The organism is Flavicella sp., assembly GCF_037132785.1.
Taxonomy (GTDB): Bacteria; Bacteroidota; Bacteroidia; order Flavobacteriales; family Flavobacteriaceae; genus Flavicella.
This window is the reverse complement of the sequence record NZ_JBAHZZ010000055.1, coordinates 13,341-39,145: the sequence shown is the minus strand read 5'-3', so window position 1 is coordinate 39,145 and position 25,805 is coordinate 13,341. Positions and strand designations below refer to the sequence as shown.

36 protein-coding genes are annotated in these 25,805 nt (G+C 33.8%); 32 read left to right on the top strand and 4 right to left on the bottom strand.

Annotated features, from left to right (window positions below; all coding sequences use genetic code 11):
- Positions 1 to 33 precede the first annotated feature (33 nt).
- Positions 34 to 987, top strand: coding sequence for a phosphoribosylaminoimidazolesuccinocarboxamide synthase (locus tag V5787_RS03535; protein WP_336891896.1), 954 nt, complete (start codon positions 34 to 36; stop codon positions 985 to 987).
- A 150-nt stretch (positions 988 to 1,137) separates the two neighbouring features.
- Here V5787_RS03535 and rlmB read toward each other — a convergent pair whose 3' ends face one another.
- The 4 genes from rlmB to V5787_RS03515 all read right to left on the bottom strand — a co-directional run bounded on the left by rlmB (position 1,138) and on the right by V5787_RS03515 (position 8,567).
- Positions 1,138 to 1,878, bottom strand: a complete 741-nt coding sequence (gene rlmB, locus V5787_RS03530) for a 23S rRNA (guanosine(2251)-2'-O)-methyltransferase RlmB (RefSeq protein ID WP_336891895.1) — start codon at positions 1,876 to 1,878, stop codon at positions 1,138 to 1,140.
- 362 nt (positions 1,879 to 2,240) lie between these two features.
- Positions 2,241 to 3,671: a RagB/SusD family nutrient uptake outer membrane protein gene (locus tag V5787_RS03525; RefSeq protein WP_336891894.1), complete on the bottom strand. Its 1,431-nt coding sequence runs from the start codon at positions 3,669 to 3,671 to the stop codon at positions 2,241 to 2,243.
- An 8-nt stretch (positions 3,672 to 3,679) separates the two neighbouring features.
- The gene (locus tag V5787_RS03520) at positions 3,680 to 6,802 is read right to left on the bottom strand and encodes a TonB-dependent receptor (RefSeq protein ID WP_336891893.1); all 3,123 of its coding nucleotides are present in this window, start codon (positions 6,800 to 6,802) and stop codon (positions 3,680 to 3,682) included.
- A gap of 181 nt (positions 6,803 to 6,983) precedes the next feature.
- Positions 6,984 to 8,567, bottom strand: coding sequence for a POTRA domain-containing protein (locus tag V5787_RS03515; protein WP_336891892.1), 1,584 nt, complete (start codon positions 8,565 to 8,567; stop codon positions 6,984 to 6,986).
- A 300-nt stretch (positions 8,568 to 8,867) separates the two neighbouring features.
- Between V5787_RS03515 and rpsL the strand changes: the two genes are divergently transcribed.
- The 31 genes from rpsL to V5787_RS03360 all read left to right on the top strand — a co-directional run bounded on the left by rpsL (position 8,868) and on the right by V5787_RS03360 (position 25,780).
- Positions 8,868 to 9,242: a 30S ribosomal protein S12 gene (rpsL, locus tag V5787_RS03510; protein WP_336891891.1), complete on the top strand. Its 375-nt coding sequence runs from the start codon at positions 8,868 to 8,870 to the stop codon at positions 9,240 to 9,242.
- 64 nt (positions 9,243 to 9,306) lie between these two features.
- Positions 9,307 to 9,783, top strand: coding sequence for a 30S ribosomal protein S7 (gene rpsG / locus V5787_RS03505; protein ID WP_336891890.1), 477 nt, complete (start codon positions 9,307 to 9,309; stop codon positions 9,781 to 9,783).
- Positions 9,784 to 9,786: 3 nt separating this feature from the next.
- Positions 9,787 to 11,910 (top strand): elongation factor G, encoded by a 2,124-nt coding sequence (gene fusA / locus V5787_RS03500; RefSeq protein WP_336891889.1) that lies wholly within the window; start codon positions 9,787 to 9,789, stop codon positions 11,908 to 11,910.
- A gap of 15 nt (positions 11,911 to 11,925) precedes the next feature.
- On the top strand, positions 11,926 to 12,231 hold the full coding sequence (gene rpsJ, locus V5787_RS03495) for a 30S ribosomal protein S10 (RefSeq protein WP_336891888.1): 306 nt from the start codon (positions 11,926 to 11,928) through the stop codon (positions 12,229 to 12,231).
- A 364-nt stretch (positions 12,232 to 12,595) separates the two neighbouring features.
- Complete coding sequence (rplC, locus tag V5787_RS03490) at positions 12,596 to 13,213, top strand: 50S ribosomal protein L3 (RefSeq protein ID WP_336891887.1); 618 nt, start codon at positions 12,596 to 12,598, stop codon at positions 13,211 to 13,213.
- The gene (rplD, locus tag V5787_RS03485) at positions 13,213 to 13,842 is read left to right on the top strand and encodes a 50S ribosomal protein L4 (RefSeq protein WP_336891886.1); all 630 of its coding nucleotides are present in this window, start codon (positions 13,213 to 13,215) and stop codon (positions 13,840 to 13,842) included. Before rplC ends, rplD begins: the two co-directional genes overlap by 1 nt.
- A gap of 7 nt (positions 13,843 to 13,849) precedes the next feature.
- Positions 13,850 to 14,140, top strand: coding sequence for a 50S ribosomal protein L23 (rplW, locus tag V5787_RS03480; protein ID WP_336891885.1), 291 nt, complete (start codon positions 13,850 to 13,852; stop codon positions 14,138 to 14,140).
- A gap of 8 nt (positions 14,141 to 14,148) precedes the next feature.
- Positions 14,149 to 14,973: a 50S ribosomal protein L2 gene (gene rplB / locus V5787_RS03475; protein ID WP_336891884.1), complete on the top strand. Its 825-nt coding sequence runs from the start codon at positions 14,149 to 14,151 to the stop codon at positions 14,971 to 14,973.
- A 6-nt stretch (positions 14,974 to 14,979) separates the two neighbouring features.
- The gene (gene rpsS / locus V5787_RS03470) at positions 14,980 to 15,261 is read left to right on the top strand and encodes a 30S ribosomal protein S19 (RefSeq protein ID WP_336891883.1); all 282 of its coding nucleotides are present in this window, start codon (positions 14,980 to 14,982) and stop codon (positions 15,259 to 15,261) included.
- A gap of 5 nt (positions 15,262 to 15,266) precedes the next feature.
- On the top strand, positions 15,267 to 15,674 hold the full coding sequence (gene rplV, locus V5787_RS03465) for a 50S ribosomal protein L22 (RefSeq protein ID WP_336891882.1): 408 nt from the start codon (positions 15,267 to 15,269) through the stop codon (positions 15,672 to 15,674).
- Positions 15,675 to 15,686: 12 nt separating this feature from the next.
- A complete protein-coding gene (gene rpsC, locus V5787_RS03460) occupies positions 15,687 to 16,403 on the top strand; it encodes a 30S ribosomal protein S3 (RefSeq protein ID WP_336891881.1) in 717 nt (238 codons plus the stop codon).
- Positions 16,404 to 16,413: 10 nt separating this feature from the next.
- The gene (rplP, locus tag V5787_RS03455; protein WP_336891880.1) at positions 16,414 to 16,842 is read left to right on the top strand and encodes a 50S ribosomal protein L16; all 429 of its coding nucleotides are present in this window, start codon (positions 16,414 to 16,416) and stop codon (positions 16,840 to 16,842) included.
- Positions 16,843 to 16,854: 12 nt separating this feature from the next.
- Positions 16,855 to 17,043, top strand: a complete 189-nt coding sequence (gene rpmC, locus V5787_RS03450; protein ID WP_336891879.1) for a 50S ribosomal protein L29 — start codon at positions 16,855 to 16,857, stop codon at positions 17,041 to 17,043.
- Positions 17,044 to 17,055: 12 nt separating this feature from the next.
- Positions 17,056 to 17,313, top strand: coding sequence for a 30S ribosomal protein S17 (gene rpsQ, locus V5787_RS03445; protein ID WP_152285516.1), 258 nt, complete (start codon positions 17,056 to 17,058; stop codon positions 17,311 to 17,313).
- A gap of 1 nt (position 17,314) precedes the next feature.
- Complete coding sequence (rplN, locus tag V5787_RS03440; RefSeq protein WP_336891878.1) at positions 17,315 to 17,683, top strand: 50S ribosomal protein L14; 369 nt, start codon at positions 17,315 to 17,317, stop codon at positions 17,681 to 17,683.
- An 11-nt stretch (positions 17,684 to 17,694) separates the two neighbouring features.
- Entirely contained in the window at positions 17,695 to 18,003 is a 309-nt protein-coding gene (gene rplX / locus V5787_RS03435; protein WP_336891877.1) for a 50S ribosomal protein L24, read from the top strand.
- Between the two features lies 1 nt (position 18,004).
- Entirely contained in the window at positions 18,005 to 18,556 is a 552-nt protein-coding gene (gene rplE / locus V5787_RS03430; protein ID WP_336891876.1) for a 50S ribosomal protein L5, read from the top strand.
- 3 nt (positions 18,557 to 18,559) lie between these two features.
- Positions 18,560 to 18,829, top strand: a complete 270-nt coding sequence (gene rpsN / locus V5787_RS03425; protein WP_336891875.1) for a 30S ribosomal protein S14 — start codon at positions 18,560 to 18,562, stop codon at positions 18,827 to 18,829.
- A 250-nt stretch (positions 18,830 to 19,079) separates the two neighbouring features.
- Positions 19,080 to 19,478: a 30S ribosomal protein S8 gene (rpsH, locus tag V5787_RS03420; RefSeq protein WP_336891874.1), complete on the top strand. Its 399-nt coding sequence runs from the start codon at positions 19,080 to 19,082 to the stop codon at positions 19,476 to 19,478.
- 15 nt (positions 19,479 to 19,493) lie between these two features.
- A complete protein-coding gene (gene rplF / locus V5787_RS03415) occupies positions 19,494 to 20,039 on the top strand; it encodes a 50S ribosomal protein L6 (RefSeq protein ID WP_336891873.1) in 546 nt (181 codons plus the stop codon).
- Positions 20,040 to 20,056: 17 nt separating this feature from the next.
- A complete protein-coding gene (gene rplR / locus V5787_RS03410) occupies positions 20,057 to 20,410 on the top strand; it encodes a 50S ribosomal protein L18 (protein WP_336891872.1) in 354 nt (117 codons plus the stop codon).
- 10 nt (positions 20,411 to 20,420) lie between these two features.
- Positions 20,421 to 20,945 carry a 30S ribosomal protein S5 gene (rpsE, locus tag V5787_RS03405; RefSeq protein ID WP_336891871.1) on the top strand — a complete coding sequence of 175 codons (525 nt, stop codon included), beginning with the start codon at positions 20,421 to 20,423 and terminating at the stop codon, positions 20,943 to 20,945.
- Positions 20,946 to 20,956: 11 nt separating this feature from the next.
- On the top strand, positions 20,957 to 21,139 hold the full coding sequence (gene rpmD / locus V5787_RS03400; RefSeq protein ID WP_336891870.1) for a 50S ribosomal protein L30: 183 nt from the start codon (positions 20,957 to 20,959) through the stop codon (positions 21,137 to 21,139).
- Positions 21,140 to 21,153: 14 nt separating this feature from the next.
- Entirely contained in the window at positions 21,154 to 21,603 is a 450-nt protein-coding gene (gene rplO / locus V5787_RS03395) for a 50S ribosomal protein L15 (RefSeq protein ID WP_336891869.1), read from the top strand.
- 14 nt (positions 21,604 to 21,617) lie between these two features.
- Positions 21,618 to 22,961 (top strand): preprotein translocase subunit SecY, encoded by a 1,344-nt coding sequence (secY, locus tag V5787_RS03390; RefSeq protein WP_336891868.1) that lies wholly within the window; start codon positions 21,618 to 21,620, stop codon positions 22,959 to 22,961.
- Position 22,962: 1 nt separating this feature from the next.
- Complete coding sequence (gene infA, locus V5787_RS03385; protein ID WP_093668881.1) at positions 22,963 to 23,178, top strand: translation initiation factor IF-1; 216 nt, start codon at positions 22,963 to 22,965, stop codon at positions 23,176 to 23,178.
- An 11-nt stretch (positions 23,179 to 23,189) separates the two neighbouring features.
- Entirely contained in the window at positions 23,190 to 23,306 is a 117-nt protein-coding gene (gene ykgO, locus V5787_RS03380; RefSeq protein WP_013621733.1) for a type B 50S ribosomal protein L36, read from the top strand.
- A gap of 3 nt (positions 23,307 to 23,309) precedes the next feature.
- The gene (rpsM, locus tag V5787_RS03375) at positions 23,310 to 23,684 is read left to right on the top strand and encodes a 30S ribosomal protein S13 (protein ID WP_336891867.1); all 375 of its coding nucleotides are present in this window, start codon (positions 23,310 to 23,312) and stop codon (positions 23,682 to 23,684) included.
- Positions 23,685 to 23,696: 12 nt separating this feature from the next.
- Positions 23,697 to 24,080, top strand: a complete 384-nt coding sequence (gene rpsK / locus V5787_RS03370; RefSeq protein ID WP_336891866.1) for a 30S ribosomal protein S11 — start codon at positions 23,697 to 23,699, stop codon at positions 24,078 to 24,080.
- Positions 24,081 to 24,161: 81 nt separating this feature from the next.
- Positions 24,162 to 24,767 carry a 30S ribosomal protein S4 gene (rpsD, locus tag V5787_RS03365; RefSeq protein ID WP_336891865.1) on the top strand — a complete coding sequence of 202 codons (606 nt, stop codon included), beginning with the start codon at positions 24,162 to 24,164 and terminating at the stop codon, positions 24,765 to 24,767.
- A 20-nt stretch (positions 24,768 to 24,787) separates the two neighbouring features.
- Positions 24,788 to 25,780 carry a DNA-directed RNA polymerase subunit alpha gene (locus tag V5787_RS03360; RefSeq protein ID WP_336891864.1) on the top strand — a complete coding sequence of 331 codons (993 nt, stop codon included), beginning with the start codon at positions 24,788 to 24,790 and terminating at the stop codon, positions 25,778 to 25,780.
- The last annotated feature ends 25 nt before the right edge of the window (positions 25,781 to 25,805 follow it).

Below are 25,805 nucleotides of genomic sequence, written 5' to 3'. Positions count from 1 at the left end.
AATTGATTTAATAGTATTAAGTAAATTACAATTATGATAACGACAATCAACGATACCAATTATAATTTCCCAGGTCAGAAAATGATCTATAAAGGAAAAGTAAGAGAAGTTTATACTGTAAATAATGACTTATTAGTGATGATTGTAACTGATAGATTGTCTGCTTTTGATGTAGTTATGTCCAAACAAATTCCTTATAAGGGACAGATATTAAATCAAATTGCTGCTAAAATGTTGGAAGCAACCAAAGATATTGTGCCAAACTGGGTAGTTTCTATACCAGATCCTAACGTAACAATTGGACATTCTTGTAAAACATTTAAAGTGGAAATGGTTATCCGAGGATATTTAACTGGGCATGCGTGGAGAGAATATAAATCTGGGAAAAGAGTTTTGTGTGGGGTTCCGATGTCAGAAGGAATGATTGAAAACCAGAAATTTGAAAATCCAATAATTACTCCCTCAACGAAAGCGGATCTTGGAGAGCATGATGAAGATATTTCAAGAGACGATATTTTAGCAAAAGGAATTGTTCCAGAATCTGACTACATGCAACTTGAGGCCTATACTTTTGCATTGTTTGCAAGAGGTACTGAAATAGCTGAGAATCAAGGTTTGATTTTAGTAGATACAAAATATGAGTTTGGTAAAACAGCTTCAGGAAAGATTGTTGTTATTGATGAGATTCATACACCAGATTCTTCTCGTTATTTCTACGCAGATAGATATGAAGAAATTCAAGCCAAAGATCAAAAGCAAAAACAACTTTCCAAAGAGTTTGTAAGAGAGTGGTTGCTAGAAAACGGATTTCAAGGAAAAGAGGGACAAGTTGTACCTGAATTGACTGAAGATAAAATTGAAGAAATTTCTAATAGATATATAGAATTGTACGAGAAGATAATAGGAGAAACTTTTGTTAAAGCAGATATTACTGATGTGACAGCTAGAATTGATAGCAATGTAAAGACTTATCTACATTCTATTTAACAATTGAAACTAAGTCATAAAAAAAACTCTAATAAAATTTAGAGTTTTTTTATTTTGTGATAGGTTCTTACTCTGCCAATTTTATTTTTATGTGAAATATGAATGAAAAAGAAATGAATTTAATACGTCATTTAAATGTTAAAAATGGTATTAAATACGTTGTCTTACTACCTCGTATAAAAAAGCACCACAGGCAACAGAAACATTTAAAGATCCAATAGTTCCTTTTAAAGGTAATTTAGCTTTTGCATCTACCATTTTTAATATAGAAGGGTTGATTCCTCTATCTTCTGATCCCATAATAATGGCAGTGGGTTTTTTGAGGTCTATGTCAAACAATAAGTCTTCTGTTTTTTCAGTTGCAGCGACTACTTGTATTTCTGCAGCTTGTAAAATAAATAAGGCATCTTTGATATGGTTTACTTTACAAATAGGAATATTAAAAGCCGCTCCTGCTGAGGTTTTTACCGTTTCAGCATTTACAGGTGCATTTCCTTGGTTTTGAATTATTATACCATGAACTCCTGTACATTCAGCAGTTCTAATAATTGCACCAAAGTTTCTTACGTCTGAAACTTGATCTAATAAGAGAAATAATGGACTTTCTTCTTTCTCTAAAGTCGCTTCTACCAATGCATCTAAATCATAGAAGTTAATCGGTGCAATTTGTGCTACTGCTCCTTGGTGATTTCCGTATTTAGATAGTTTGTCTAGTTTTTCAACGGGGACATAACTAAATGCGATACTGTTTGTTCTAATTTTCGTCATCAATTCATTCATCAAATGCCCAGAAATGTCTTTCTGAATAAACACTTTATCTATTGAGCTTTCGCTATTTATAGCTTCGATAACTGCTCTGAGTCCGAATATTTTTGACGTTTTTATTTCCATGACGCAAATGTACTGCTATTATTTGTAAAAAAAACCATCTTGCAAGGCTGCAAGATGGTTTATATATGTCACTTTATTTTGTATTCTATTGAAAATCTTCTGGAAATCCAGTATATCTATAACCACTTATTACATAAGTTTCATCTGCTGTTATGGTACTGTCTTAAGTAACAGAAGTTAAAGCTATAATCAAACTCTGCTTCTCCTGGTATTGTCCAACTATCTTCGTCAGTTTGGTAACTTGTAAAAGTTACTTTGCCACTATATAAAGTAATTTTAAATTTAAAACTGTTTAGTTGTTAAAAAAAATCTCCAAGACTAGTTATCTTGGAGATTTTAAACGTATTATTTATTAGAGGATATTATCTGTCAGTATTTATACTGTCATCTATATAGTCGTTTGCATCAATTTCTGCTTGTGGAATTTTTAAAAATAATTTTTTGTCATCTGCTTCTAAATCAGATTCAATTAACCTATGATTACCCGTTCTAGGAATAGCTCTTCTGAGACGCTTAGCATCAAACCATTCGACTCCAATTTCGCCATAAAGTTCTTTTCTTCTTTCTATAAGAATTTCATTTAATAACGCATCCCCGGTATTTGTTGATTTAACTGCTGAACTATCTCTGTTTAACTGAAGCGCATATAATAGGTTGTGCGCTTGGTCTTCGTTTGAATTTAACAGCGCCTCCGATTCAATTAAAATCATTTCTGATGTTCTCATTAGCGGCATGTCAGAATCAAATGCAAAAATAAACTTGGTTGTAGTTAAATACGTATAATCAGTAGGAGTGGTATTTTCGTATGTGTGTACAAATAAATTTCGAACATCAGTTTCTGAAAATAAATCAGCAAAATCTACGTTTATATATGTTCCAAAATAAGCTGGACTGTAATGATCAGTAAATGCATGTGGAGCAAGATAGTAATAATTGGACTGGTCGGAAGACTGAGGGCTGCCCCATATCCATTCAGAATTAGTAATGTCATCAAAACCGTTTCCATAACTAGCGGCATCCAAAACAGAATTTACATCACCTCCATATGCCATATTTGCAGCGTTAGCCGCACCTGTCATATTTCCTGTAACTAGGTAAACTCTTGCTAGTATTCCAGATGCTACACTTTGGTTTACATAAGACTTACCTAATCTGGTATCGTTTAAATTTGTAACGGCACTTGTTAAGTCCGAAATGATTAAATCATACATCTCAGTAAGTGTGCTCATTGGGTTACCTTCTAAAGATAGTTCAGTATAGATCGGTGGAGCCGGCAATGTAGCATCAAAGCTATAAGTATGTTGGAATTCCATTGCTAATTGGAAATAGAAAAATGCCCTAATTGTTTTTCCTTGTGCTGTTAATTCAGCTTTATCAGTATCAGGTAGTTCACTTAAAGTTACTCCATTAATTAAGCTATTTGCTTGATTAATCATAAAGTACGGATAATCCCAAGTAAAACCAACTCTACTATAAGTGGGCTCTCTATTGTCATTACTATAATCATAAAGGAACCAAGTAGGACCTTGAATAAGATCATTTCCTTTTACGGATCTAGCGAAATACATTGAGTAAATACCTCCGCAATCGGTTCTTTGATATCTTTCAAATTGAGTTCTGAAACTTCTTTGTATTCCAGAAAGAAAAGCCTCTGCTCCAACTCTTGTGCTGAATATCACTTCTTCGGTAACCGAACTTGTGGGTTTAGGGTCGTTTAAGAAATCATCACTACATCCAATTGTTAAAAGAGTAATGAAAATTAATATATTTGTTTGTTTAAAGTTAAATTTCATGTTTTTTTTTAAAATTTAATGTTAAGTCCCATAGAAATTATTCTTTGGTTGTAAGAACGATAGTTTGTTATACCAGAAACACTTTGTTCTGGGTCTATACCTTTATGACTTTGAAATGTTAGCAAATTGTCGCCTTGAAAGAATAGTCTTAAATTATTTATGCCGTATTTTTCAATTGCTGTTGTTGGTATGCTATATCCAATAGTTAAGGCCTTTAGCCTTAGGTAGTTGTTTTTGAACAAAAACCGATCAGAAGTTGAATTAAAATCATTTTGGGATGCTAAAAGTAATGGTATATCTGTTACGTCTCCTGGGTTTTGCCAACGAGTTGAAATGTCTGATGATGCTGTTTCACCAGGTCTATCAAACCCCCCCATTAAAGCTGCGTAATTTGAGTCGTAAATATAAGAGCCGACACTAAAATTTAATAGTAAGTTAAAATCAAAATCCTTATAAGTTAGGGAGTTTGAGAAGCCTCCTATGAAATCGGGTAAAGATGATTGTTCATTGTAGTTTCTAGTAGCATCAGTATAATTTGTAGTCGTTTCTTGTTTACCAGTTGGATTACCGTTATCATCTAAAATGTCTTTATACCACATGCCGTAACCAGTATCTGGGTCTACACCAGCCCACTCTCTAATGTAAAATTCATATAATGATTTACCTACTTCCCATCTTTTGGTGCCATTAATAAAAGATTCTTGAGTAAGTTCTGTAATCTCATTATTATCAAAGGACATATTTAAATCAGTAGTCCATATAAAATCTTTTTTATTAATTATAGTGACACCTAAAGATACTTCAATACCATAATTTTTAAGAGCTCCAACATTTGTTTTAATAGATTCATTACCTGTAGAAGGAGGAAGAGGTTGGTCGTAAATTAAGTCAATAGATTCTTTACTATAATAATCAATAGATCCTTTCAGTATATTGTTAAAGAATCCAAAATCAACTCCAATATTAGAAGAAACTACTTTCTCCCATGTTAAAAATTGATCGGCTACTTCTCCAAGAATTACACCAGTATTATCTAGTTCGTTATATCCTGTTTCATAAAGTGAAAGATAAGGGAAATAACCAATTCCTCTATTGTTACCTAATTCTCCATAAGATGCTCTTAGCTTAAGTAAATTAATATTGTCAATATCAGAGAAGAAATTTTCCTTTGAAATCATCCAAGAAGCTCCAACAGCATAAAAATCACCCCATCTAACATCTTCGGCAAACCTACTAGATCCATCAGTTCTAAAGGAAGCTTCAGCGAAGTATTTACTATCATAATTATAAGTAACCCTTCCTAGATAGGATTCTAAGGTTTCGTCTGTGAAGGAACCAGTCACCGCTTCAGGGGTGGTGCTTCCGTCTAATACAGATACATCTGGTAAGTAACCTACTCCTTGAGCCCCTAAATCATCATTATTTCTTTCGTATGCTTCATGAATCAAATCAACACTTATGTTATGTACTTCATTGAAAGTTTTAAGATAGTTAAGTGAGTTGATAATATTCTTAGTAGTTACAAAGTTTCTGTTTTGGGAAACCCTCCCACCAACAGATGAGGCATAACCGTATTCATTATGGATATACTCATAAGTATCAAAAATGTATTTCTCATAAGAAATTTGTGTTTTAAAACTTAAATCTTGTGTGAAGTTAATTTGTGCATATCCATTTAATGAAATATTGTCCCTGTTTTCTAAAATATCATAATTATAAAGCGAACCAACGATGTTTTCATTTGAGTATAAAGGCCTTGATCCATTCACTGATTGTTGATTATTTCCATAATCATAAATTTTATTTCCAGATGAGTCTAAAATTAACGATCCCGAAGCATCTCTTCTGTATAATGGGTAGTAAGAAGAAACATTGTTAATCCATTGGATAGTACTAGTGTAAGTCGTACCACTTTGAGTTGGAACAGTTGAACTAGAGGTTGAGTAGAATGAACTTAGACCTAGTTTTAACCAGTCATTTACTTGTGAGTCAATACTTAATCGAGTTGTAGTACGTTCAAAAGAAGATGTTTGAATAGATCCTTCTTGGTCTAAATAGTTTGCTGAGAAAAAATATGAAGTATTGTCATTACCCCCAGAAACACTTAAACTATGGTCTGTTCTTATTGCTGAGTCATTAAATAAATAATCTTGCCAATCCGTATCCCATAATTTGTCTGTTGTAAGAAGTTTACCATCTGTTCCAACAGGTGTTCCATTTCCATATGGGTCATATCCTAATTCTGTAACTAGCTCATTAGTGGCGTCTTGAGCAGCATCAGCAGCACTCATATCATTTACATAAAGATTAGAGTTTCTCATTGCTTCCCATGTAAATTCAGTAAATGTATCAGTATCTACTAGTTGATGATTATCAACAGCTTGATTTGCAAATCCAATTGAAGACCTAATATTTACTGTTGTAGGAGTGCTTAATTTTCCTCTTTTTGTATTTATAAGAATAACCCCATTTGATCCACGTGAACCATAAAGAGAAGTAGAAGAAGCATCTTTTAATACTGTCATTGATGCTATTTGATCGCTACTAATTGTATTCAAATTTCCATTAAAAGGAGACCCATCTACAATAATTAGCGGTTCAGCAGATGCGTTGATTGATCCGATACCACGAATTCTTATTACTGGGTTGTTCCCTGGCTGACCTCCTGCCTGAATAATATTAACACCTGATACGTTTCCTTGAAGAGCACTTACAACAGAAACAGCTTGTTGATTTTCAATCATATCTGATCCAATAGTAGATATTGCTCCTACAATTGCCTCTTTCCTCTGAACTCCGAAGGCAACCACAACGACTTCGTCTAAATTTTGCCTGTCTTCCTCCATTGTAATGATCATTGGGCTAGAGTTTTGTACTGTTTTTAGAACAGAGATCATTCCGATATAGCTAAATTCTAAGACTGTTCCAGTCCTAGCTTCTAGCGAGAAAAACCCATCAAAATTAGTTTGGGTTCCTGTGCTTGTGTTTTTAACAACAACAACAACCCCTGGTAATGGTCCTGTGTGGTCAGAAACAGTTCCTGTTACTGTGACTTTATTGTTTTGTGAATAAGAAAATTGAAGAACGAGCATAAATAAAAGCAACGTTATTCGGTGTAGTTTTTTTTTCATTTGATTGAATTTTTTTAAATTTTTAACATAAGTATAACTTTTTTATGATAAACTCCTTAAAAAACTATGTTTTGTTTTGTTTATAACTCATTTATTAACTTATGTTTTCTTAAAGGTAGTAATTATATGTCAAATGGTGGCTTTTTTTATGTAAAAAGCGTGTTTGGAGAAAAAATTGGTATTAAAACCAAGATGTGAGTTTGATGTGAAATATTCCTTGATTGAAGTCGAAAGGATTCTTGTTTGTTTTTCCAAAGGCATAATTTAAGTTGATAAAACCTCCTTTTGTTTTGTAGGCATATCCAAGTCCAAAACTGTATAATCTGTCAAATATATCGGTGTCATTGTTTTCTGTGATTGCAAAGTCGGTAAAAGTGTAGATGTATGATTCGTTTGATGTTAATAGGCGGTATTCTAAATTAGTGAAATTATAGGATGAGCTAAAGATACTTTGTTCGTAAAAACCTCGAATTGTATTAGCTCCGCCTATTTGAAAAAGTTCGTTGAGTAATAATTCATTTCCTTTTAAAAACTCTGTTCTATTACGTAAGTAGATACTGCTTTTTCTAGTAAGTGCCTCTGATAAACTTAGATCTAAATATAAATAATACTGTTGTGATGAGGTGTTCTGTGAATTTTTGATTCCAAGTCTTAGCGCAGAATCGATGGTGAAAATGGTTTTTTTATGTAGGAGGTTGTTATAACGATATAAAACTCCATAAAGATTTTTGGAAAAGGATTCAACGAGGTTGTTTGAATTGTTTTCTAAAAGATTTGATGAATTTTCAGAAAGATAGGTAACACCAATAGTATGTGACCTGTTTAGTGAATAATCAAAATCAATAATCAAGTCTATATTGACAAAGGTTGAATCTTGTTTGTATATTTCAAAGTTTATACTTGGACTTATAGGAGTGTTAAATATATATGGGGTTTTTGTTTTTAGTTTAAAGTGTTCTTGCTCGTTGCCATTGTTACTCCAGAAAAAAGCAAGTTGCTCTCCGTAATTAAAGCTGTTGTTTAATTCAATATCTAAATAACCATTAAATTGAAGTTTTCCATTTTCGCTATTTGTAAACCCAATAAGTCCGTCAAATTTGTTGGAGTTTTTTCTTTTTAAATAAAGGTATAATTGTGTAGAGTCTTTGGTAAATAAAACTTCTGGTTTTCTTGTTTCCGTAATGAAATTTAATGAGCTTAATGCAGTGCTTGTAGCGTTGATAGTTTGTTTATTGAATGTGCTGTTGGGTTTAAGATGAAGGTAGTGTTTTATGTATTTATGGGGGAAGTTGTTGTATCCTTTTAGAACAATCTTGTCGATATGTCTTTGGTAAGGAAGATTGATAGAGACATTTGCTACGAGCTGGTTTTCTTTGGTGCTAATATTTTTTAATTCAATTTCTGTAAAACTGTAACCGAGGTTCTCGTAAAATGTGTATAATTCGTTTATCGTTTGTGTCAATTGAGGGAATTCGATTAGCTTTGATTTGTTTTTGATCCATTGAGGTAATTTGATGTTAGAATCAAAAAGCAACCTAATTTCAGATGTTTTTGAGTTGAGACTTATAAAGCCATTATATAAGGAGTCGTTTTTTTTTAGGATATCTATATGATGAGTAAGGTATCCTTCGAGGTTTAATTGATTAGAAATCTGTTCAGTGTATTGTCTAATATCAATTAGGTTTTTGAATTTCTTTCTTTTGAAATAGTCCTTTGGTAGCGGCTTCTGTTTAAGAGTGTCTACTTGTATAAGTATGAAATTCAATGTTTCATTTTGAGCATGTGTATTCTGTGAAATAAAAAAAACAAAACTCAAAATAAGTAACAGAAAATTTTTCTTTGGAAGTTTAGGAGGTTTCAAATTATTGATTGGGATAAAATAGGATCAAATTTCATATGATAAATAGGCTAGATCAAAATTATTCAAAAATGACCAAATAGTCAAGAAAAACGAAAATATTAAAATTTAACTTGCTGGTATTTGAATAATTAGATTAAAGATGTATATTTGCACCCTCTAAAAAATAGAGATTTATAAAATAAACGCAATTTATAACATTTTAGTATGCCAACTATTCAACAATTAGTACGCAAAGGAAGAACCAAAAACACTAAGAAGAGTAAATCGGCTGCTTTAAATTCGTGTCCTCAAAGAAGAGGAGTATGTACACGTGTTTACACTACTACACCAAAGAAACCAAATTCTGCAATGAGAAAAGTTGCCAGAGTTCGTTTGACAAATGGTAATGAGGTAAATGCTTACATTCCTGGAGAAGGACACAATTTACAAGAGCACTCGATAGTATTAGTAAGGGGAGGAAGAGTTAAAGATTTACCAGGGGTAAAGTATCACATTGTTCGTGGAGCTTTAGATACAGCTGGTGTTGAGGGAAGAACTCAACGTAGATCTAAATACGGAGCCAAACGTCCTAAGAAGTAAATTTTTAATGTTCTCGGTTTGATTAAAAAAATCATTCAGTAACAAACAACAAACTCAAGAAAACATGAGAAAAAGAAGAGCCAAAAAAAGAGTTCTTTTACCGGATCCTAAATTTAACGATCAATTAGCAACACGTTTTGTTAATATGTTAATGTGGGATGGTAAGAAATCAGTAGCATTTAAAGTATTTTATGATGCATTAGAAATCGTAGAAGAAAAAAAGGGAGAAGAAGAAAAATCTGCCTTAGAGATATGGAAAGATGCGCTTTCTAATGTGATGCCTCAAGTAGAAGTGCGTAGTCGTCGTGTTGGTGGAGCGAACTTTCAGATTCCAATGCCAATTAGACCAGACAGAAAAGTTTCTATGGCAATCAAATGGATGATTTCATATTCTAGAAAAAGAAACGAGAAAACAATGGCTCAAAAGTTAGCAGGTGAGATTTTAGCTGCTGCAAAAGAAGAAGGTGCTGCTGTAAAGAAAAGAGTAGATGTACATAAGATGGCTGAAGCAAACAAGGCATTCTCACACTTTAGATTCTAAGAAATGGCAAGAGATTTAAAATTAACTAGAAATATTGGTATTGCTGCGCATATTGATGCGGGAAAAACCACTACAACAGAACGTGTATTGTATTATACAGGAGTTTCTCACAAGATAGGAGAAGTTCATGATGGTGCAGCTACAATGGACTGGATGGAGCAAGAGCAAGAAAGAGGTATTACTATTACTTCTGCAGCTACTACCTGTGAGTGGAAATTTCCTCTTGAAAATGATAAGCCTGTTGCTGATACTAAAGAATACCACTTTAATATTATTGATACTCCTGGTCACGTTGATTTTACTGTTGAAGTAAATAGGTCATTACGTGTATTGGATGGTTTGGTATTCTTATTTAGTGCGGTAGACGGTGTTGAGCCTCAATCAGAAACTAACTGGAGATTAGCTGACAACTATAAAGTGCCAAGAATTGGTTTTGTTAACAAAATGGACCGTCAAGGAGCTAACTTCACTAAAGTTTGTGCGCAAGTGAAAGAGATGTTAGGATCTAACGCTGTTGAAATCGTTTTGCCAATTGGTGAAGAGGATACATTCAAAGGTGTGGTTGATTTAGTAAAGAACAGAGCTATTATATGGCATGATGAAACTCTTGGGGCAACTTTTGATATCGTTGATATTCCTGAAGATATGTTGGACGAAGTAGCTGAAGCTCGTGCACGCTTAATCGAAGAAGTTGCATCTTATGATGAGAGCTTGTTAGAAAAATTCATGGAAGATGAAGATTCTATTACCGAAGAAGAAATACATTCTGCTTTAAGAGCTGCTGTAATGGATATGGCTATCATTCCTATGATTGCTGGATCTGCATTTAAAAATAAGGGAGTTCAATTTTTATTGGATGCTGTTTGTAGATATTTGCCTTCTCCGTTAGATAGACCTGCAATTTATGGAACAGATCCTGATACAGGTAATGAAATTTCTAGAAAACCTGATGTAAATGATGAATTTGCGGCATTGGCATTTAAAATTGCTACTGATCCTTTTGTAGGACGTTTAGCCTTTTTCCGTGTTTATTCTGGTCGTTTAGATGCTGGTTCTTATATTTTGAACAATCGTTCAGGTAAAAAAGAACGTATTTCACGTATCTACCAAATGCATGCAAACGAGCAAATAGCTATCGATTTTATCGAAGCTGGAGATATCGGAGCGGCAGTTGGGTTTAAAGATATTAAGACTGGTGATACTATGTCGTCTTTAAAAGCGCCAATTGTATTGGAATCTATGGATTTCCCAGATCCAGTAATAGGTATTTCTATTGAGCCAAAAACAAAAGGAGATATGGATAAGCTAGGAATCTCTTTAGGTAAATTGGCTGAAGAAGATCCTACATTTACCGTTAAAACGGATGAAGCATCTGGTCAAACAGTAATCTCAGGAATGGGAGAGTTACACTTAGAGGTTTTAGTTGATCGTTTAAAACGTGAGTTTAAAGTTGAGGTAAATCAAGGTGAGCCTCAAGTTGAATATAAAGAAGCTGTAACTAAATTAACGCAGCACAGAGAAACTTATAAAAAGCAATCTGGTGGTCGTGGTAAGTTTGGTGATATCTCATTTGAAATGGGACCTGTTGATGAAGACTTTGAAGGAGGCGGATTACAGTTTGTTGATAAGATTAAAGGCGGACGTATTCCTAAGGAATTTATTCCTGCTGTTGAAAAAGGATTTAAAGAGTCTATGCAAAATGGACCTTTAGCTGGATTCGTTATGGATTCATTAAAAGTTACTTTATTAGATGGATCTTTTCACGCTGTAGATTCTGATGCATTGTCATTTGAACTAGCTGCAAAAATGGGATACAGAGCTTGTGCTAAAGCAGCAGGAGCAAAAGTTTTAGAACCAATAATGTTGGTTGAGGTGTTAACACCTGAAGAAAACATGGGAGATATTGTTGGTGATTTGAATAGACGTAGAGGACAAGTAAACGATATGAGTGATCGTTCAGGCTCTAAGGTTGTTAAAGCAGAAGTGCCATTGTCGCAAATGTTTGGTTATGTAACCACATTGCGTACTTTATCTTCTGGTAGAGCTACATCTACAATGTCTTTCTCACACTATGCGCAAACGCCTAGTAATGTGTCGGAAGAAGTTATCGCAAAAGCAAAAGCATAATCTAAATTATATATCATGAGTCAAAAAATTAGAATAAAATTAAAATCTTACGATTATAATTTAGTAGACAAATCTGCTCAAAAAATCGTAAAAACTGTAAAGGCAACAGGAGCTGTTGTAAACGGACCTATTCCTTTGCCAACAAATAAAAAGATTTTTACGGTATTGCGTTCACCTCACGTAAACAAAAAGTCTAGAGAGCAATTTCAATTAAGTTCTTTTAAAAGATTATTAGACATCTATAGTTCTTCTTCGAAAACTATTGACGCTTTAATGAAATTAGAATTACCTAGTGGAGTTGAAGTAGAGATTAAAGTTTAATTTCTTACTTGACACAAAAAAAGCTATATCAATTTGATATAGCTTTTTTTGTGAAATATACTTTTTTTGATGTTTATAAAACCTGAAGAATTGTCTGGTTTTAGTTGAAGGCTAACTTGTTTTTTATGAAGAATTTTTAATTGTCTAAATATATTTAAAAGAATTTTTTTTTTCAGTATATATATTCTATATTTGCACCTCATAAAAAATAGGCGATTTGTAAGAAATTCGTGTAAGTACATGTCCGGAGCTGCGAGCGAAGGAAAAACGGTAAAAAATAGATTCAGAGCTGAAGATATTTTTGCTCTGTTTTTTTTGAAATAAATCAAGAGAATAATAATAATAATAATAATAATTAATAAAAATGTCTGGGTTAATAGGAAGAAAAGTCGGAATGACCAGCTTATTCGATGCAAACGGGAAGAATATTCCTTGTACGGTAATTGAATGTGGTCCTTGTGTAGTTACCCAAGTCAGAACTGAAGAAGTAGACGGTTATACCGCTTTACAGTTAGGTTTCGATGACAAAGCAGAGAAACGTACAACAAGTGCGTTAAAAGGTCACTTTAAAAAGGCTGGAACTACTGCTAAGAAAAAAGTCGTTGAATTTATAGGTTTTGATGAGGAGTACAAATTAGGTGATACTATAACAGTTGATCTATTTGAAGAAGGTGAATTTGTAGATGTTTCTGCAATTTCAAAAGGTAAAGGATTTCAAGGTGTTGTAAAACGTCATGGATTTGCTGGGGTTGGTCAAGCAACGCATGGTCAGCATAACCGTTTAAGAGCTCCAGGTTCTATCGGAGCAGCTTCATATCCAGCTAGAGTATTCAAAGGAATGCGTATGGCCGGAAGAATGGGTGGTGAAAATGTAAAAGTTCAAAATTTAAGAGTTTTAAAAGTATCTTCTGATAAGAATTTGCTTGTAGTGAAAGGGTGTGTTCCTGGACATAAAAACGCTTATATAACTATTGAGAAGTAATGAAAGTAGCAGTTTTAGATATTACAGGAAAAGACACAGGAAGACAAGTTGAGCTTTCTGATGCTATATTCGGTTTAGAACCAAACAAGCATGCTATCTATTTAGATGTTAAGCAGCACTTGGCTAATAAAAGACAAGGAACGCATAAGGCTAAAGAAAGAGCAGATATTGCTGGTTCAACTAGAAAGATTAAAAAACAAAAAGGGACTGGTACTGCTCGTGCAGGATCAATAAAGTCTCCTGTTTTTAGAGGTGGAGGTAGAGTTTTTGGTCCAAGACCAAGAAGTTATTCTTTTAAATTAAACAAAAATTTAAAGCGTTTAGCACGTAGATCTGCATTAAGTACACAAGCAAAAGATCAAAATATTGTTGTTGTTGAAGATTTTAATTTCGAAACAGCAAAAACTAAGAATTTTGCAACTGTATTAAAAGCATTTGGAGTTGAGAACTCTAAGTCTTTGTTTGTTTTAGGAAATGCAAGTAACAATGTTTATTTGTCTTCACGTAATTTGAAAAAGACAACTGTTATTATTGGCGATGAGTTAAGTACTTACAGAGTTTTGAATACAAATAAAGTGATTCTTTTAGAAGGAGCTTTAGAAGGAATTGAATCTAATTTAAGCAAATAGGGAAGAGATGAATATTTTAATTAAACCTATTATTACGGAAAAAGCAACTCAGGATAGTGAAACATTCAACCGTTACACATTCAAAGTTGCCATAGGAGCTAATAAAGTAGAGATCAAAAAAGCTATTGAAGCTAACTACGGAGTATCTGTAGAGAAAGTAAGAACAATGGTTTATCCAGTAACAAGAACACAAAAATTCACTAAGAAAGGTGTTGTTTCTGGTATGGATGGTCAATACAAAAAAGCAATCGTTCAATTGTCAGATGGTGAAGCAATTGATTTTTATAACAATATTTAATAACAGAGATGTCAGTTAGAAAATTAAAACCAATTACACCAGGTCAGCGTTTTAGAGTAGTCAATGGGTTCGACGCCATAACTACTGATAAGCCGGAAAAAAGTTTACTTGTTCCGAATAAAAGATCTGGAGGTCGAAACAACAGTGGAAAGATGACCATGAAATTCATGGGAGGTGGACACAAAAGAAGATATCGTATTATCGATTTTAAAAGAGATAAGAGCGGTGCTGCAGAAGTATTGTCTATTCAATATGATCCAAACCGTACTGCGTTTATCGCTTTGTTACAGTTTGCTGATGGAGAAAAGAGATATGTAATTGCTCAAGGGGGATTACAAGTAGGACAAAAGATTGAGTCAGGTTCTGGTGAAATAATCCCAGAAGTTGGTAACGCAATGCCTTTAGGAGAAATGCCTTTAGGAACTACAATTAGCTGTATCGAATTAAGACCAGGTCAAGGTGCTGTAATGGCTCGTAGTGCTGGTTCATTTGCCCAGTTAATGGCGAAAGATGGAAAGTATGTTACTGTGAAAATGCCTTCAGGTGAAACAAGATTAATTCTTGCAACCTGTATTGCAACTATCGGAGTAGTATCTAACTCGGATCATCAATTACTAGTATCTGGTAAAGCAGGTAGAAGTAGATGGTTAGGAAGAAGACCTAGAACTAGACCAGTGGTTATGAACCCGGTTGATCATCCAATGGGTGGTGGTGAAGGAAAATCTTCAGGAGGACATCCTAGATCTAAAAATGGTATCCCTGCAAAAGGATACAAGACTAGATCTAAGACCAAAGCGAGTAATAAATATATTATAGAACGTAGAAAAAAATAAAAAGATATGGCACGTTCATTAAAAAAAGGACCTTACGTATTTCATAAACTTGAGAAGAAAGTTTTAGCTAATGTAGAGGCAGATAGTAAATCAGTAATTAAGACTTGGTCTAGAGCAACTATGATTACTCCAGATTTCGTAGGACAAACAATTGCCGTACACAACGGTAGAGCATTTGTGCCTGTTTATATTACTGAAAATATGGTAGGTCACAAATTAGGAGAATTCTCACCAACACGTTCTTTTAGAGGGCATGGTGCAGATAGAAAAAACAAAGGTAAAAAATAGTAGGTATGGGAGTTCGTAAGAAAAACATGGCAGACCAACGTAAAGAAGGGAAAAAAACAATCGCTTTTGCAAAGTTGACTAACTGTCCTACATCACCAAGAAAAATGCGTTTGGTGGTTGATCTAGTAAGAGGTTTGGAAGTTGAAAAAGCTTTACAAATTTTGAAATTTAGTTCAAAAGAAGCATCAATCAACGTTGAGAAACTTTTACTTTCTGCAATTGCTAATTGGCAAGCGAAAAATGAAGAATCTAGCATCGAAGAAGCTAGATTGTTTATAAAAGAAATTTCTGTTGATAGCGCAGGTATGTTAAAAAGGTTAAGACCAGCACCACAAGGTCGTGCACATAGAATTAGAAAACGTTCTAATCATGTGACAATCGTGTTGGGAAGTAAGAATAATGCAACTAATTAATCGTAAGTAGAAATGGGACAAAAAACAAATCCAATTGGAAATCGTTTAGGAATTATCAGAGGATGGGAGTCTAACTGGTATGGTGGAAATGACTACGGAGATAAATTAGCTGAAGATGATAAGATAAGAAAGTACATTCGTGCTAGATTATTTAAAGCAAGTGTTTCTAGAATTATTATTGAGCGTACACTTAAGCTTGTAACCGTTACTATCACTACTGCTAGACCTGGTATTATTATAGGTAAAGGTGGAGCAGAGGTAGACAAGTTAAAAGAGGAACTTAAGAAAATTACGGGAAATGAAGTTCAAATTAATATTTTTGAAATCAAACGCCCAGAATTAGATGCTACTTTGGTTGCTTCTAGCGTTGCTCGTCAAATTGAAAATAGAATCTCTTACAAGAGAGCTATTAAAATGGCTATTATAGCTGCGATGAGAATGAACTCTGAAGGTATTAAAATTCAAATCTCTGGTCGTTTAAATGGTGCTGAAATGGCCCGCTCTGAACATTTCAAAGAAGGTAGAATTCCTCTATCTACTTTTAGAGCTGATATTGATTATGCACTAGTAGAAGCACATACTACTTATGGTAGATTAGGTATTAAAGTGTGGATTATGAAAGGCGAGGTTTATGGTAAAAGAGAACTATCTCCACTTGTTGGCTTAGAGAAAAAGCAAGGAGGTAAAGGTGGTAACTCTAAGAAACAACAACCTCGTAAAAGAAAATAAAACTTAAGAAATGTTACAGCCAAAAAGAGTAAAATACCGTAAGGTACAGAAAGCGAAAGGTAATATGAAGGGGAATTCTCAAAGAGGGAACCAACTTTCTAATGGAATGTTTGGAATCAAATCTTTGGATCAAAACTTACTTACATCTCGCCAAATTGAAGCAGCTCGTATTGCGGCAACACGTCATATGAAAAGAGAGGGGCAGTTATGGATTAAAATATTTCCAGACAAGCCTATTACTAAAAAGCCTTTAGAAGTACGTATGGGTAAAGGTAAAGGTTCTCCGGAATATTTCGTAGCAGTAGTAAAACCTGGAAGAATCTTATTTGAAGTAGGAGGAGTTCCTTTTGACGTTGCAAAGGAAGCATTGCGTTTAGCAGCACAAAAACTACCAGTTCAAACCAAGTTTGTAATTGCTAGAGATTATGATAACGCTTAATATCTAAGAGACATGAAACAATCAGAAATTAAAGAATTATCAGTTGCTGAGTTACAAGAAAAACTAGCAGTATTCAAAAAAAACTATACTGATCTTAAAATGGCACATGCGATTTCTCCTTTGGAATCTCCTTTGCAATTGAAAGTTATTAGAAAAACAGTTGCTAGAATTGCTACTGAATTAACTTATAGAGCTCAGTAAATACTAGAAAAGATGGAAAAAAGAAATCTTAGAAAAGAAAGAATTGGTGTTGTATCTAGTAACAAAATGGAGAAATCTATTGTTGTTGCTGAGGTAAAGAAAGTGAAACACCCGATGTACGGTAAGTTCGTTTTAAAAACGAAGAAGTATGTTGCCCACGATGAATTAAATGACTGCAATATTGGTGATACTGTAAAGATTATGGAAACTAGACCTTTAAGTAAATCTAAACGTTGGAGATTAGTAGAAATCCTAGAAAGAGCTAAATAATATGTTACAGACAGAATCAAGATTAAAAGTAGCAGATAATACTGGAGCTAAAGAAGTTTTAGTAATTAGAGTTTTAGGAGGAACTAAAAAACGTTATGCTTCTATTGGAGACAAAATTGTTGTTTCTATTAAAAGCGCAACTCCTAATGGATCTGCAAAGAAAGGACAAGTTCATAGAGCTGTTGTTATTAGAACTAAAAAAGAGATCAGACGTAAAGACGGATCTTATATCAGATTTGATGACAATGCTTGTGTATTGTTAAACGCTTCTGAAGAGATGACAGGAACACGTGTATTTGGTCCTGTTGCTAGAGAACTTCGTGATAGACAATTCATGAAAATTATATCATTAGCACCTGAAGTGCTTTAAAATTATAAAAAATGGCGAAGCTAAAATTAAAAACAGATGATAACGTTAGAGTTATTGCTGGTGATCAAAAAGGGAAAGAAGGGAAAATCACTCGCGTTTTTATTGATAAAAACAGAGCGATTGTAGAAGGTGTTAACTTAGTATCTAAACATACTAAGCCAAGTGCTCAAAGTCCTCAAGGAGGAATTGTGAAGAAGGAAGCTTCTTTAAATATTTCTAATCTTGCGTTGTTAGAAGACGGTAACGTAACGAAAGTAGGTTATAGGTTAGAAGAAGGAAAGAAAGTACGTTTTTCTAAAAAAACAGATAAAGCTATATAATATGACTTATATACCAAGATTAAAAGAAGATTATGGAACAAGAATTGTTTCTACCTTAAAAGAAGAGTTTGGATACAGTAATGTAATGCAAGTACCTGCGTTAGAGAAGATAGTTGTAAGTAAAGGAGTAGGTGCTGCAATTGCTGATAAGAAATTAATCGATTATGCTGTTGAAGAATTGGCTACGATTACAGGTCAGAAACCTGTAGTTACACTTTCTAAAAAGGATATTGCAACTTTTAAACTACGTAAAGGAATGCCAATTGGTGTGAAGGTTACGTTAAGAGGTGTTATGATGTATGAATTTTTAGATAGATTGATTACAGCTTCATTGCCACGTGTTAGAGATTTTAGCGGAATTAAAGCTAATGGTTTTGACGGACGTGGAAACTATACGTTAGGTGTAACTGAGCAAATTATTTTTCCTGAAATTAATATTGATAAAGTAAATAAAATTGGAGGAATGGACATTACATTTGTAACATCTGCTGCTACTGATAAAGAAGCTAAATCATTATTAACTGAATTGGGATTACCATTTAAAAAGAACTAAGATATGGCTAAAGAATCAATGAAAGCCCGTGAGGTTAAAAGAGAAAAGATTGTAGCTAAATATGCTGAGAAAAGGAAAGCTCTTAAAAAAGCTGGAGATTACGAAGGATTACAAAAGTTACCAAAAAATGCGTCTCCAGTGCGTTTACACAATCGTTGTAAATTAACAGGAAGACCTAAAGGCTATATGCGTCAATTTGGAATTTCTCGTGTTACTTTTCGTGAAATGGCTAACCAAGGTTTAATACCAGGTGTAAGAAAAGCAAGTTGGTAGATACCAATTTTAGTATAAAAAACTCTATTTCTGAATGAAATAGAGTTTTTTATTAATATTAAGTTTGCTTTTTCATAAGATATTATACATATTTTAGTATCTTTGCACGCTGTTATTTGCATGTCAATAATAGTATTTAGCGAAAATAATGGCTCTAAAGCCTTGTTTTTACTGAGAAAAACAGAATATAAATTGGTTTCAGGTTTTGTCTTAGAGTAAGACGAAAAACCGCTACCGCAAATTAGTATATATGTATACAGATCCAATTGCAGATTATCTTACTAGGATAAGAAATGCTGCTGCAACCGGACACAGAGTTGTGGAAATCCCTGCTTCAAACTTGAAGAAGGATATGACAAAAATTTTGTTCGAACAAGGTTACATTTTAAGCTATAAGTTTGAGGGCAAGACTGTTCAAGGAACTATTAAAATAGCCTTAAAGTATGATACTGAGTCAAAAGAGTCAGTAATTAAAAAATTAGAACGTATTAGTACACCAGGACTAAGACAATATGTGAAAGGGTCAGAGATGCCTCGTGTATTGAATGGTTTAGGAATTGCTATTGTTTCAACGTCTAAAGGTGTGATGACTAACAAAAGAGCGCGTAAAGAGAATGTTGGAGGAGAGGTTTTATGTCACGTTTATTAATAAAGAGATAGCATTATGTCAAGAATAGGAAAGAACCCAGTAGCAATTGCAGATGGTGTTACCGTAACTATCTCGGATAACTTAGTTACTGTAAAAGGGAAAATAGGTGAGTTGTATCAAGAAATTAAAGGTGGTATTACTGTAAAACAAGTAGGAAATACAATTATTATAGAGAGACCATCAGATTCAAAACCTGATAGAGCTAGTCATGGATTGTATAGATCACTTATTTATAATATGATTGAAGGTGTTTCAAAAGGATTTACTAAAGAGTTAGAATTAGTAGGTGTAGGTTATAGAGCTTCAAATCAAGGACAAAGGTTAGATTTAGCCTTAGGATTTTCTCATAATATTATTTTGGACATTGCTCCAGAAGTTAAATTAGAGACTGTTTCTGAAAAAGGAAAAAATCCAATTATTAAATTATCTTCTTTTGATAAACAATTAGTAGGTCAAGTAGCTGCTAAGATTCGTGGCTTCAGAAAATCGGAACCATACAAAGGAAAAGGAGTTAAGTTTGTTGGTGAAGTGTTAAGAAGAAAAGCAGGTAAATCTGCATAATTTATAGAAAATATATTATGGCATTATCAAAGCTTGAAAGAAGAATAAGAATTAAGTCTAGAATTAGAAAAGTTATTTCTGGAACTGCTGCAAGACCTCGTCTTTCTGTTTATAGAAGTAACAAAGAAATCTATGCTCAGATTGTTGATGACGTAGCAGGAACTACATTAGTATCTGTGTCATCTAGGGATAAAGGAGTTGACGCTAAAGGGACTAAGTCTGAAGTAGCTACTACAGTTGGAAAAGCTCTTGCTGATAAAGCAATTGCTGCAAAAATAGAAATAGTTTCTTTTGATAGAAATGGGTTTTTATACCATGGAAGAGTGAAAGCATTAGCTGAAGCAGCTAGAGAAGCTGGTTTAAAATTTTAAGAATTAAAGTATGTATCAAAAATATAAAAACATAGAAAGAGTTAAGCCTAGTGGTTTGGAGCTAGTTGATCACTTAGTTGGTGTTAACAGAGTTACTAAAGTTACTAAAGGTGGACGTGCTTTTGGGTTTTCTGCAATTGTTGTTGTAGGAGATGGAAACGGAGTTGTAGGTCACGGTTTAGGTAAATCTAAAGATGTTGCATCTGCAATTGCAAAAGCTATTGAGGACGCTAAGAAAAATTTAGTAAGAATTCCAATTATTAATGAAACTTTACCTCATGAACAAAAAGGTAAGTATGGTGGGGCAAGAGTTTTCTTGAAACCTGCATCTCATGGTACTGGTGTTATTGCTGGTGGAGCTGTACGTGCGGTATTGGATTCTGTTGGAGTACATGATGTATTGTCTAAATCTCAAGGGTCTTCTAATGCTCATAATGTTGTAAAAGCGACTTTTGACGCTTTATTACAATTGCGTAGTGCTCGTTCAATCGCTAAGCAAAGAGGTATTTCTTTAGATAAAGTTTTTAACGGTTAAATCGAAGTACGATGGGAAAAATTAAAATAAAACAAGTAAAAAGCCAAATCAGACGCGAAGGTTCTCAAAAGAAAACTTTAATAGCTTTAGGGCTGCGTAAATTGAATCAAGTTGTAGAGCATGATGCATCACCAACGATACTTGGTATGGTAAATAAGGTTAATCACTTAGTTTCTGTAGAAGAAATTAAATAAACAATATTCACGTAATGAGTTTAAGTAACTTACAACCCGCAGCTGGTTCAGTTAAAAAGGGTAAGAGAATAGCAAGAGGTGAAGGTTCTGGAAAAGGAGGAACTTCAACTAGAGGTCACAACGGTCAAAAATCACGTTCAGGATATTCAAGGAAAATTGGATTTGAAGGAGGTCAAATGCCATTGCAAAGACGTGTTCCTAAGTTTGGATTTACAAACATTAACCGTAAAGAGTATCAAGGGATCAACCTAGATAAATTGCAAGAGTTTTATGAAGCAGGTAAAATCACTGAAACAATTGATTTAACAAGTTTAGTAGCTTCTCGTTTGACTCATAAAAATGATTTAGTGAAAATATTAGGTCGTGGAGAGTTAAAAGCAAAGTTAAATATTACTGCACATAAATTTACTGCATCTGCCAAAGCGGCAATTGAAGCAGCAGGTGGAACAGCAGTAACTTTATAAGAAAGATTTAGTAAATGAAGAATTTTATAGAAACCTTACAGAACATTTGGAAAATTGAAGAACTTAGAAATAAGATTCTTTTAACACTTGGTTTAATGGCGGTTTACCGTTTTATGGCTCAAATTCCTCTTCCGGGTATTGATCCAACTCAGTTGACGGCCTTGGAAAATCAAGCAGGTGATGGTTTATTAGGTTTGTTAAATGCATTTACAGGAGGAGCCTTTTCTAGAGCATCTATAATGGCTCTTGGGATTATGCCGTACATTTCTGCTTCTATTGTAGTTCAGTTAATGGGAATTGCGGTTCCTTATTTGCAAAAGCTTCAAAAAGATGGTGAAAGTGGAAGAAAAAAGACGACACAAATAACACGTTGGTTAACTATTGGAATTACCTTAGTTCAGGGACCTGCTTATATTACTAATATGGCAGCTATTTTGCCAGAATCTGCTTTCGTTTCGGATGCAGTGATTGGTACTGGGTTTTTCTGGTTCTCATCTATGGTTCTTTTAATGGCTGGTACTGTGTTTGCAATGTGGTTAGGTGAGAGAATTACTGATAAAGGAATTGGTAACGGAATTTCGTTATTGATTATGATTGGTATTATCGCACGATTCCCATCGTCTTTTGCACAAGAATTAGCGTCTAAGACCGCTAGTGGAGGTGCAGGTGGTATCATGATGATATTATTAGAAATAGTAGTCTGGTTTTTAGTTATTCTCGCTTCAGTACTATTAGTGACGGCGGTTCGTCGAATTTCAGTTCAATACGCTAGAAGAACGGTAGTAGGAAATGTTAAGGATGTTGAAGGTACAAGACAATACATTCCGTTAAAGTTAAATTCAGCAGGTGTTATGCCTATCATTTTTGCACAAGCAATTATGTTTATTCCTGGAGCTTTCGCCCAGAAGGCAGAAGGTTCTTTCCAAGAAATTGGTGCTAGTTTTGCTAATATGAATGGATTAGGATATAATGTTTTATTTGCAGTATTGATTATTGTATTTAGTTATTTCTATACGGCGATCACAATTCCTACAAATAAAATGGCTGACGATTTAAAGCGTAGTGGAGGATTTATTCCAGGGATTAGACCAGGTCATGATACAGCGGAAAGATTGGATTCAATCTTATCACGTATTACTTTTCCAGGTTCATTGTTCCTCGCATTGTTGGCTGTTTTACCTGCGATTGCGGTTCAATTTGGGATTCAACAAAACTGGGCATTATTTTATGGAGGTACTTCATTGATCATTATGGTTGGTGTGGCTATCGATACAATTCAACAAATTAACTCTTACTTATTGAACAGTCATTATGACAGTTTAATGAAAGTAGGAAATAAAAGAAAATCATCACTGTAATATGGCTAAACAAGCTGCAATACAACAAGACGGAACAATTACTGAAGCATTGTCTAATGCAATGTTTAGAGTAGAACTTGAGAATGGTCATATCGTTACCGCTCATATATCAGGTAAAATGCGTATGCATTATATCAAATTGTTACCAGGCGATAAAGTGAAGTTAGAAATGAGTCCTTATGATTTATCTAAGGCAAGAATTACTTATAGATATTAAAACATTATACGATGAAAGTAAGAGCATCAATAAAAAAGAGAAGTGCCGAGTGCAAGATTGTGCGTAGAAAAGGCAGATTATATGTAATCAACAAAAAGAATCCTAGATTCAAACAAAGACAAGGGTAAGTTATGGCAAGAATAGCAGGAATTGACATACCAAAGAACAAAAGAGGAGTTATTGCTTTAACTTACATTTTTGGAATTGGTAGTACAAGAGCTAAACAAATTTTAGCAAACGCAGGAGTAGATGAAAGTATCAAAGTTCAAGATTGGACGGATGATCAAATTGGAGCTATCCGTGAACAAGCAGGAACTTTCACTATTGAAGGGGAATTGCGTTCAGAGACTCAATTGAACATTAAACGTTTGATGGACATAGGATGTTACAGAGGAATTCGTCATAGATCTGGTCTTCCATTAAGAGGACAAAGAACTAAAAACAACTCTAGAACGAGAAAAGGTAAAAGAAAAACTGTAGCTAACAAAAAGAAAGCTACTAAATAATAACTAGAAATTATGGCTAAATCAAATTCAAAAAAGCGTAAGGTTATTGTTGATTCTGTGGGTGAAGCGCACGTCACAGCTTCATTTAACAACATCATTATTTCTTTAACAAACAAAAAAGGAGATGTAATTTCTTGGTCATCTGCTGGTAAGCAGGGATTTAGAGGTTCTAAAAAGAATACTCCTTATGCTGCTCAAACAGCTGCAGAAGATTGTGCAAAAGTTGCACATGAAGCTGGTCTAAGAAAAGTAAAAGTATATGTAAAAGGACCTGGTAATGGGCGTGAGAGCGCAATCAGAACTTTACATAACAATGGTATTGAAGTTACTGAGATCATCGATGTAACTCCAATTCCACATAATGGTTGTCGTCCACCAAAAAGACGTAGAGTATAATTAAATTTAAATTAGATTAGGAACTAGGTTGTCGAAGGAGTTCGCCTTAATTCACAATCCCTGATTATAAAACAAAAAGAAATGGCAAGATATACAGGACCAAAAACAAAAATTGCTCGTAAGTTTGGGGAAGCTATTTTCGGAGATGATAAGTCTTTTGAAAAAAGAAATTACCCACCAGGACAGCATGGTAATGCAAGACGTAGAGGAAAGAAATCTGAATACGCAATTCAATTACAAGAAAAACAAAAAGCTAAATATTCTTATGGAATATTAGAACGTCAGTTTAGTAATTTGTTTAAGCAAGCATCTAACAGTAAAGGTATTACCGGTGAGGTGTTATTGCAATTATGTGAATCTCGTTTGGATAATGTTGTTTTCCGTATGGGGATTTCAAATTCTAGAAGAGGAGCTCGTCAATTAGTATCACATAGACATATTACTGTGAATGGGAGTATTTTGAATATACCTTCTTATTCTTTGAAACCAGGGGATGTTATTGCTGTTAGAGAAAAGTCTAAATCTTTGGTTATTATTGAAGATTCATTAACTGCAAATACCAATGTATACGAGTGGTTAACTTGGAATACAGACACGAAGCAAGGAACATTTGTTACTGTACCAGAAAGACTTCAAATTCCAGAGAACATCAAAGAACAATTAATAGTAGAGTTATATTCTAAATAATTTTTGACACCCGTTAAACTATGGCAATTTTAAATTTTCAGAAACCCGACAAAGTAATAATGATTAAATCTACTGATTTTGAAGGTAGATTTGAGTTTAGACCTTTAGAACCAGGTTTTGGTTTAACAGTAGGTAACGCATTGAGAAGAGTATTACTTTCTTCTTTAGAAGGATTTGCAATTACATCTTTGAGAAAAGAAGGAGTTGATCATGAATTCTCTACTATTGAAGGAGTTGTCGAAGATGTTACTGAAATTATCCTAAATCTTAAACAAGTACGTTTTAAAAAACAAATTGAAGATACTGATAGAGAAACAGTTTCTATTTCAGTTACAGGACAAGAGCAAATTACAGCTGGAGATATTCAGAAGTTTACATCAGGTTTCCAAGTATTAAATCCAGATTTAGTTATCTGTAACTTAGAAAGCAGTGTGAAGTTTGATATGGAAATCACTATCGAAAAAGGCAGAGGCTTTGTTCCTGCAGAAGAGAATAAAAAAGTAAATGTACCAATGGGAACTATTTTTACTGATTCTATTTACACTCCTATAAAGAATGTAAAATACTCAGTAGAAAATTTTCGTGTAGAACAAAAAACAGATTATGAAAAATTAGTTTTTGATATCGTTACTGATGGTTCTATCAACCCAAAGGATGCATTGACAGAAGCAGCTAAAATTTTAATTCACCACTTTATGTTGTTCTCAGATGAGAGAATTACATTAGAAGCAGATGAAATTGCTCAAACAGAAACATATGATGAAGAATCTCTTCATATGCGTCAATTATTGAAAACAAAATTAATTGATATGGATTTATCAGTTAGAGCGTTAAATTGTTTGAAAGCAGCGGAAGTCGAGACTCTTGGTGATTTAGTATCATTCAATAAAAATGACTTAATGAAGTTCCGTAACTTTGGTAAGAAATCTTTGACAGAATTAGATGAACTAGTTCATGTAAAGGGTTTGAATTTCGGTATGGACTTAAGTAAATACAAATTAGATAAAGATTAATCTTTCATAATTTGCTCCTCAATAC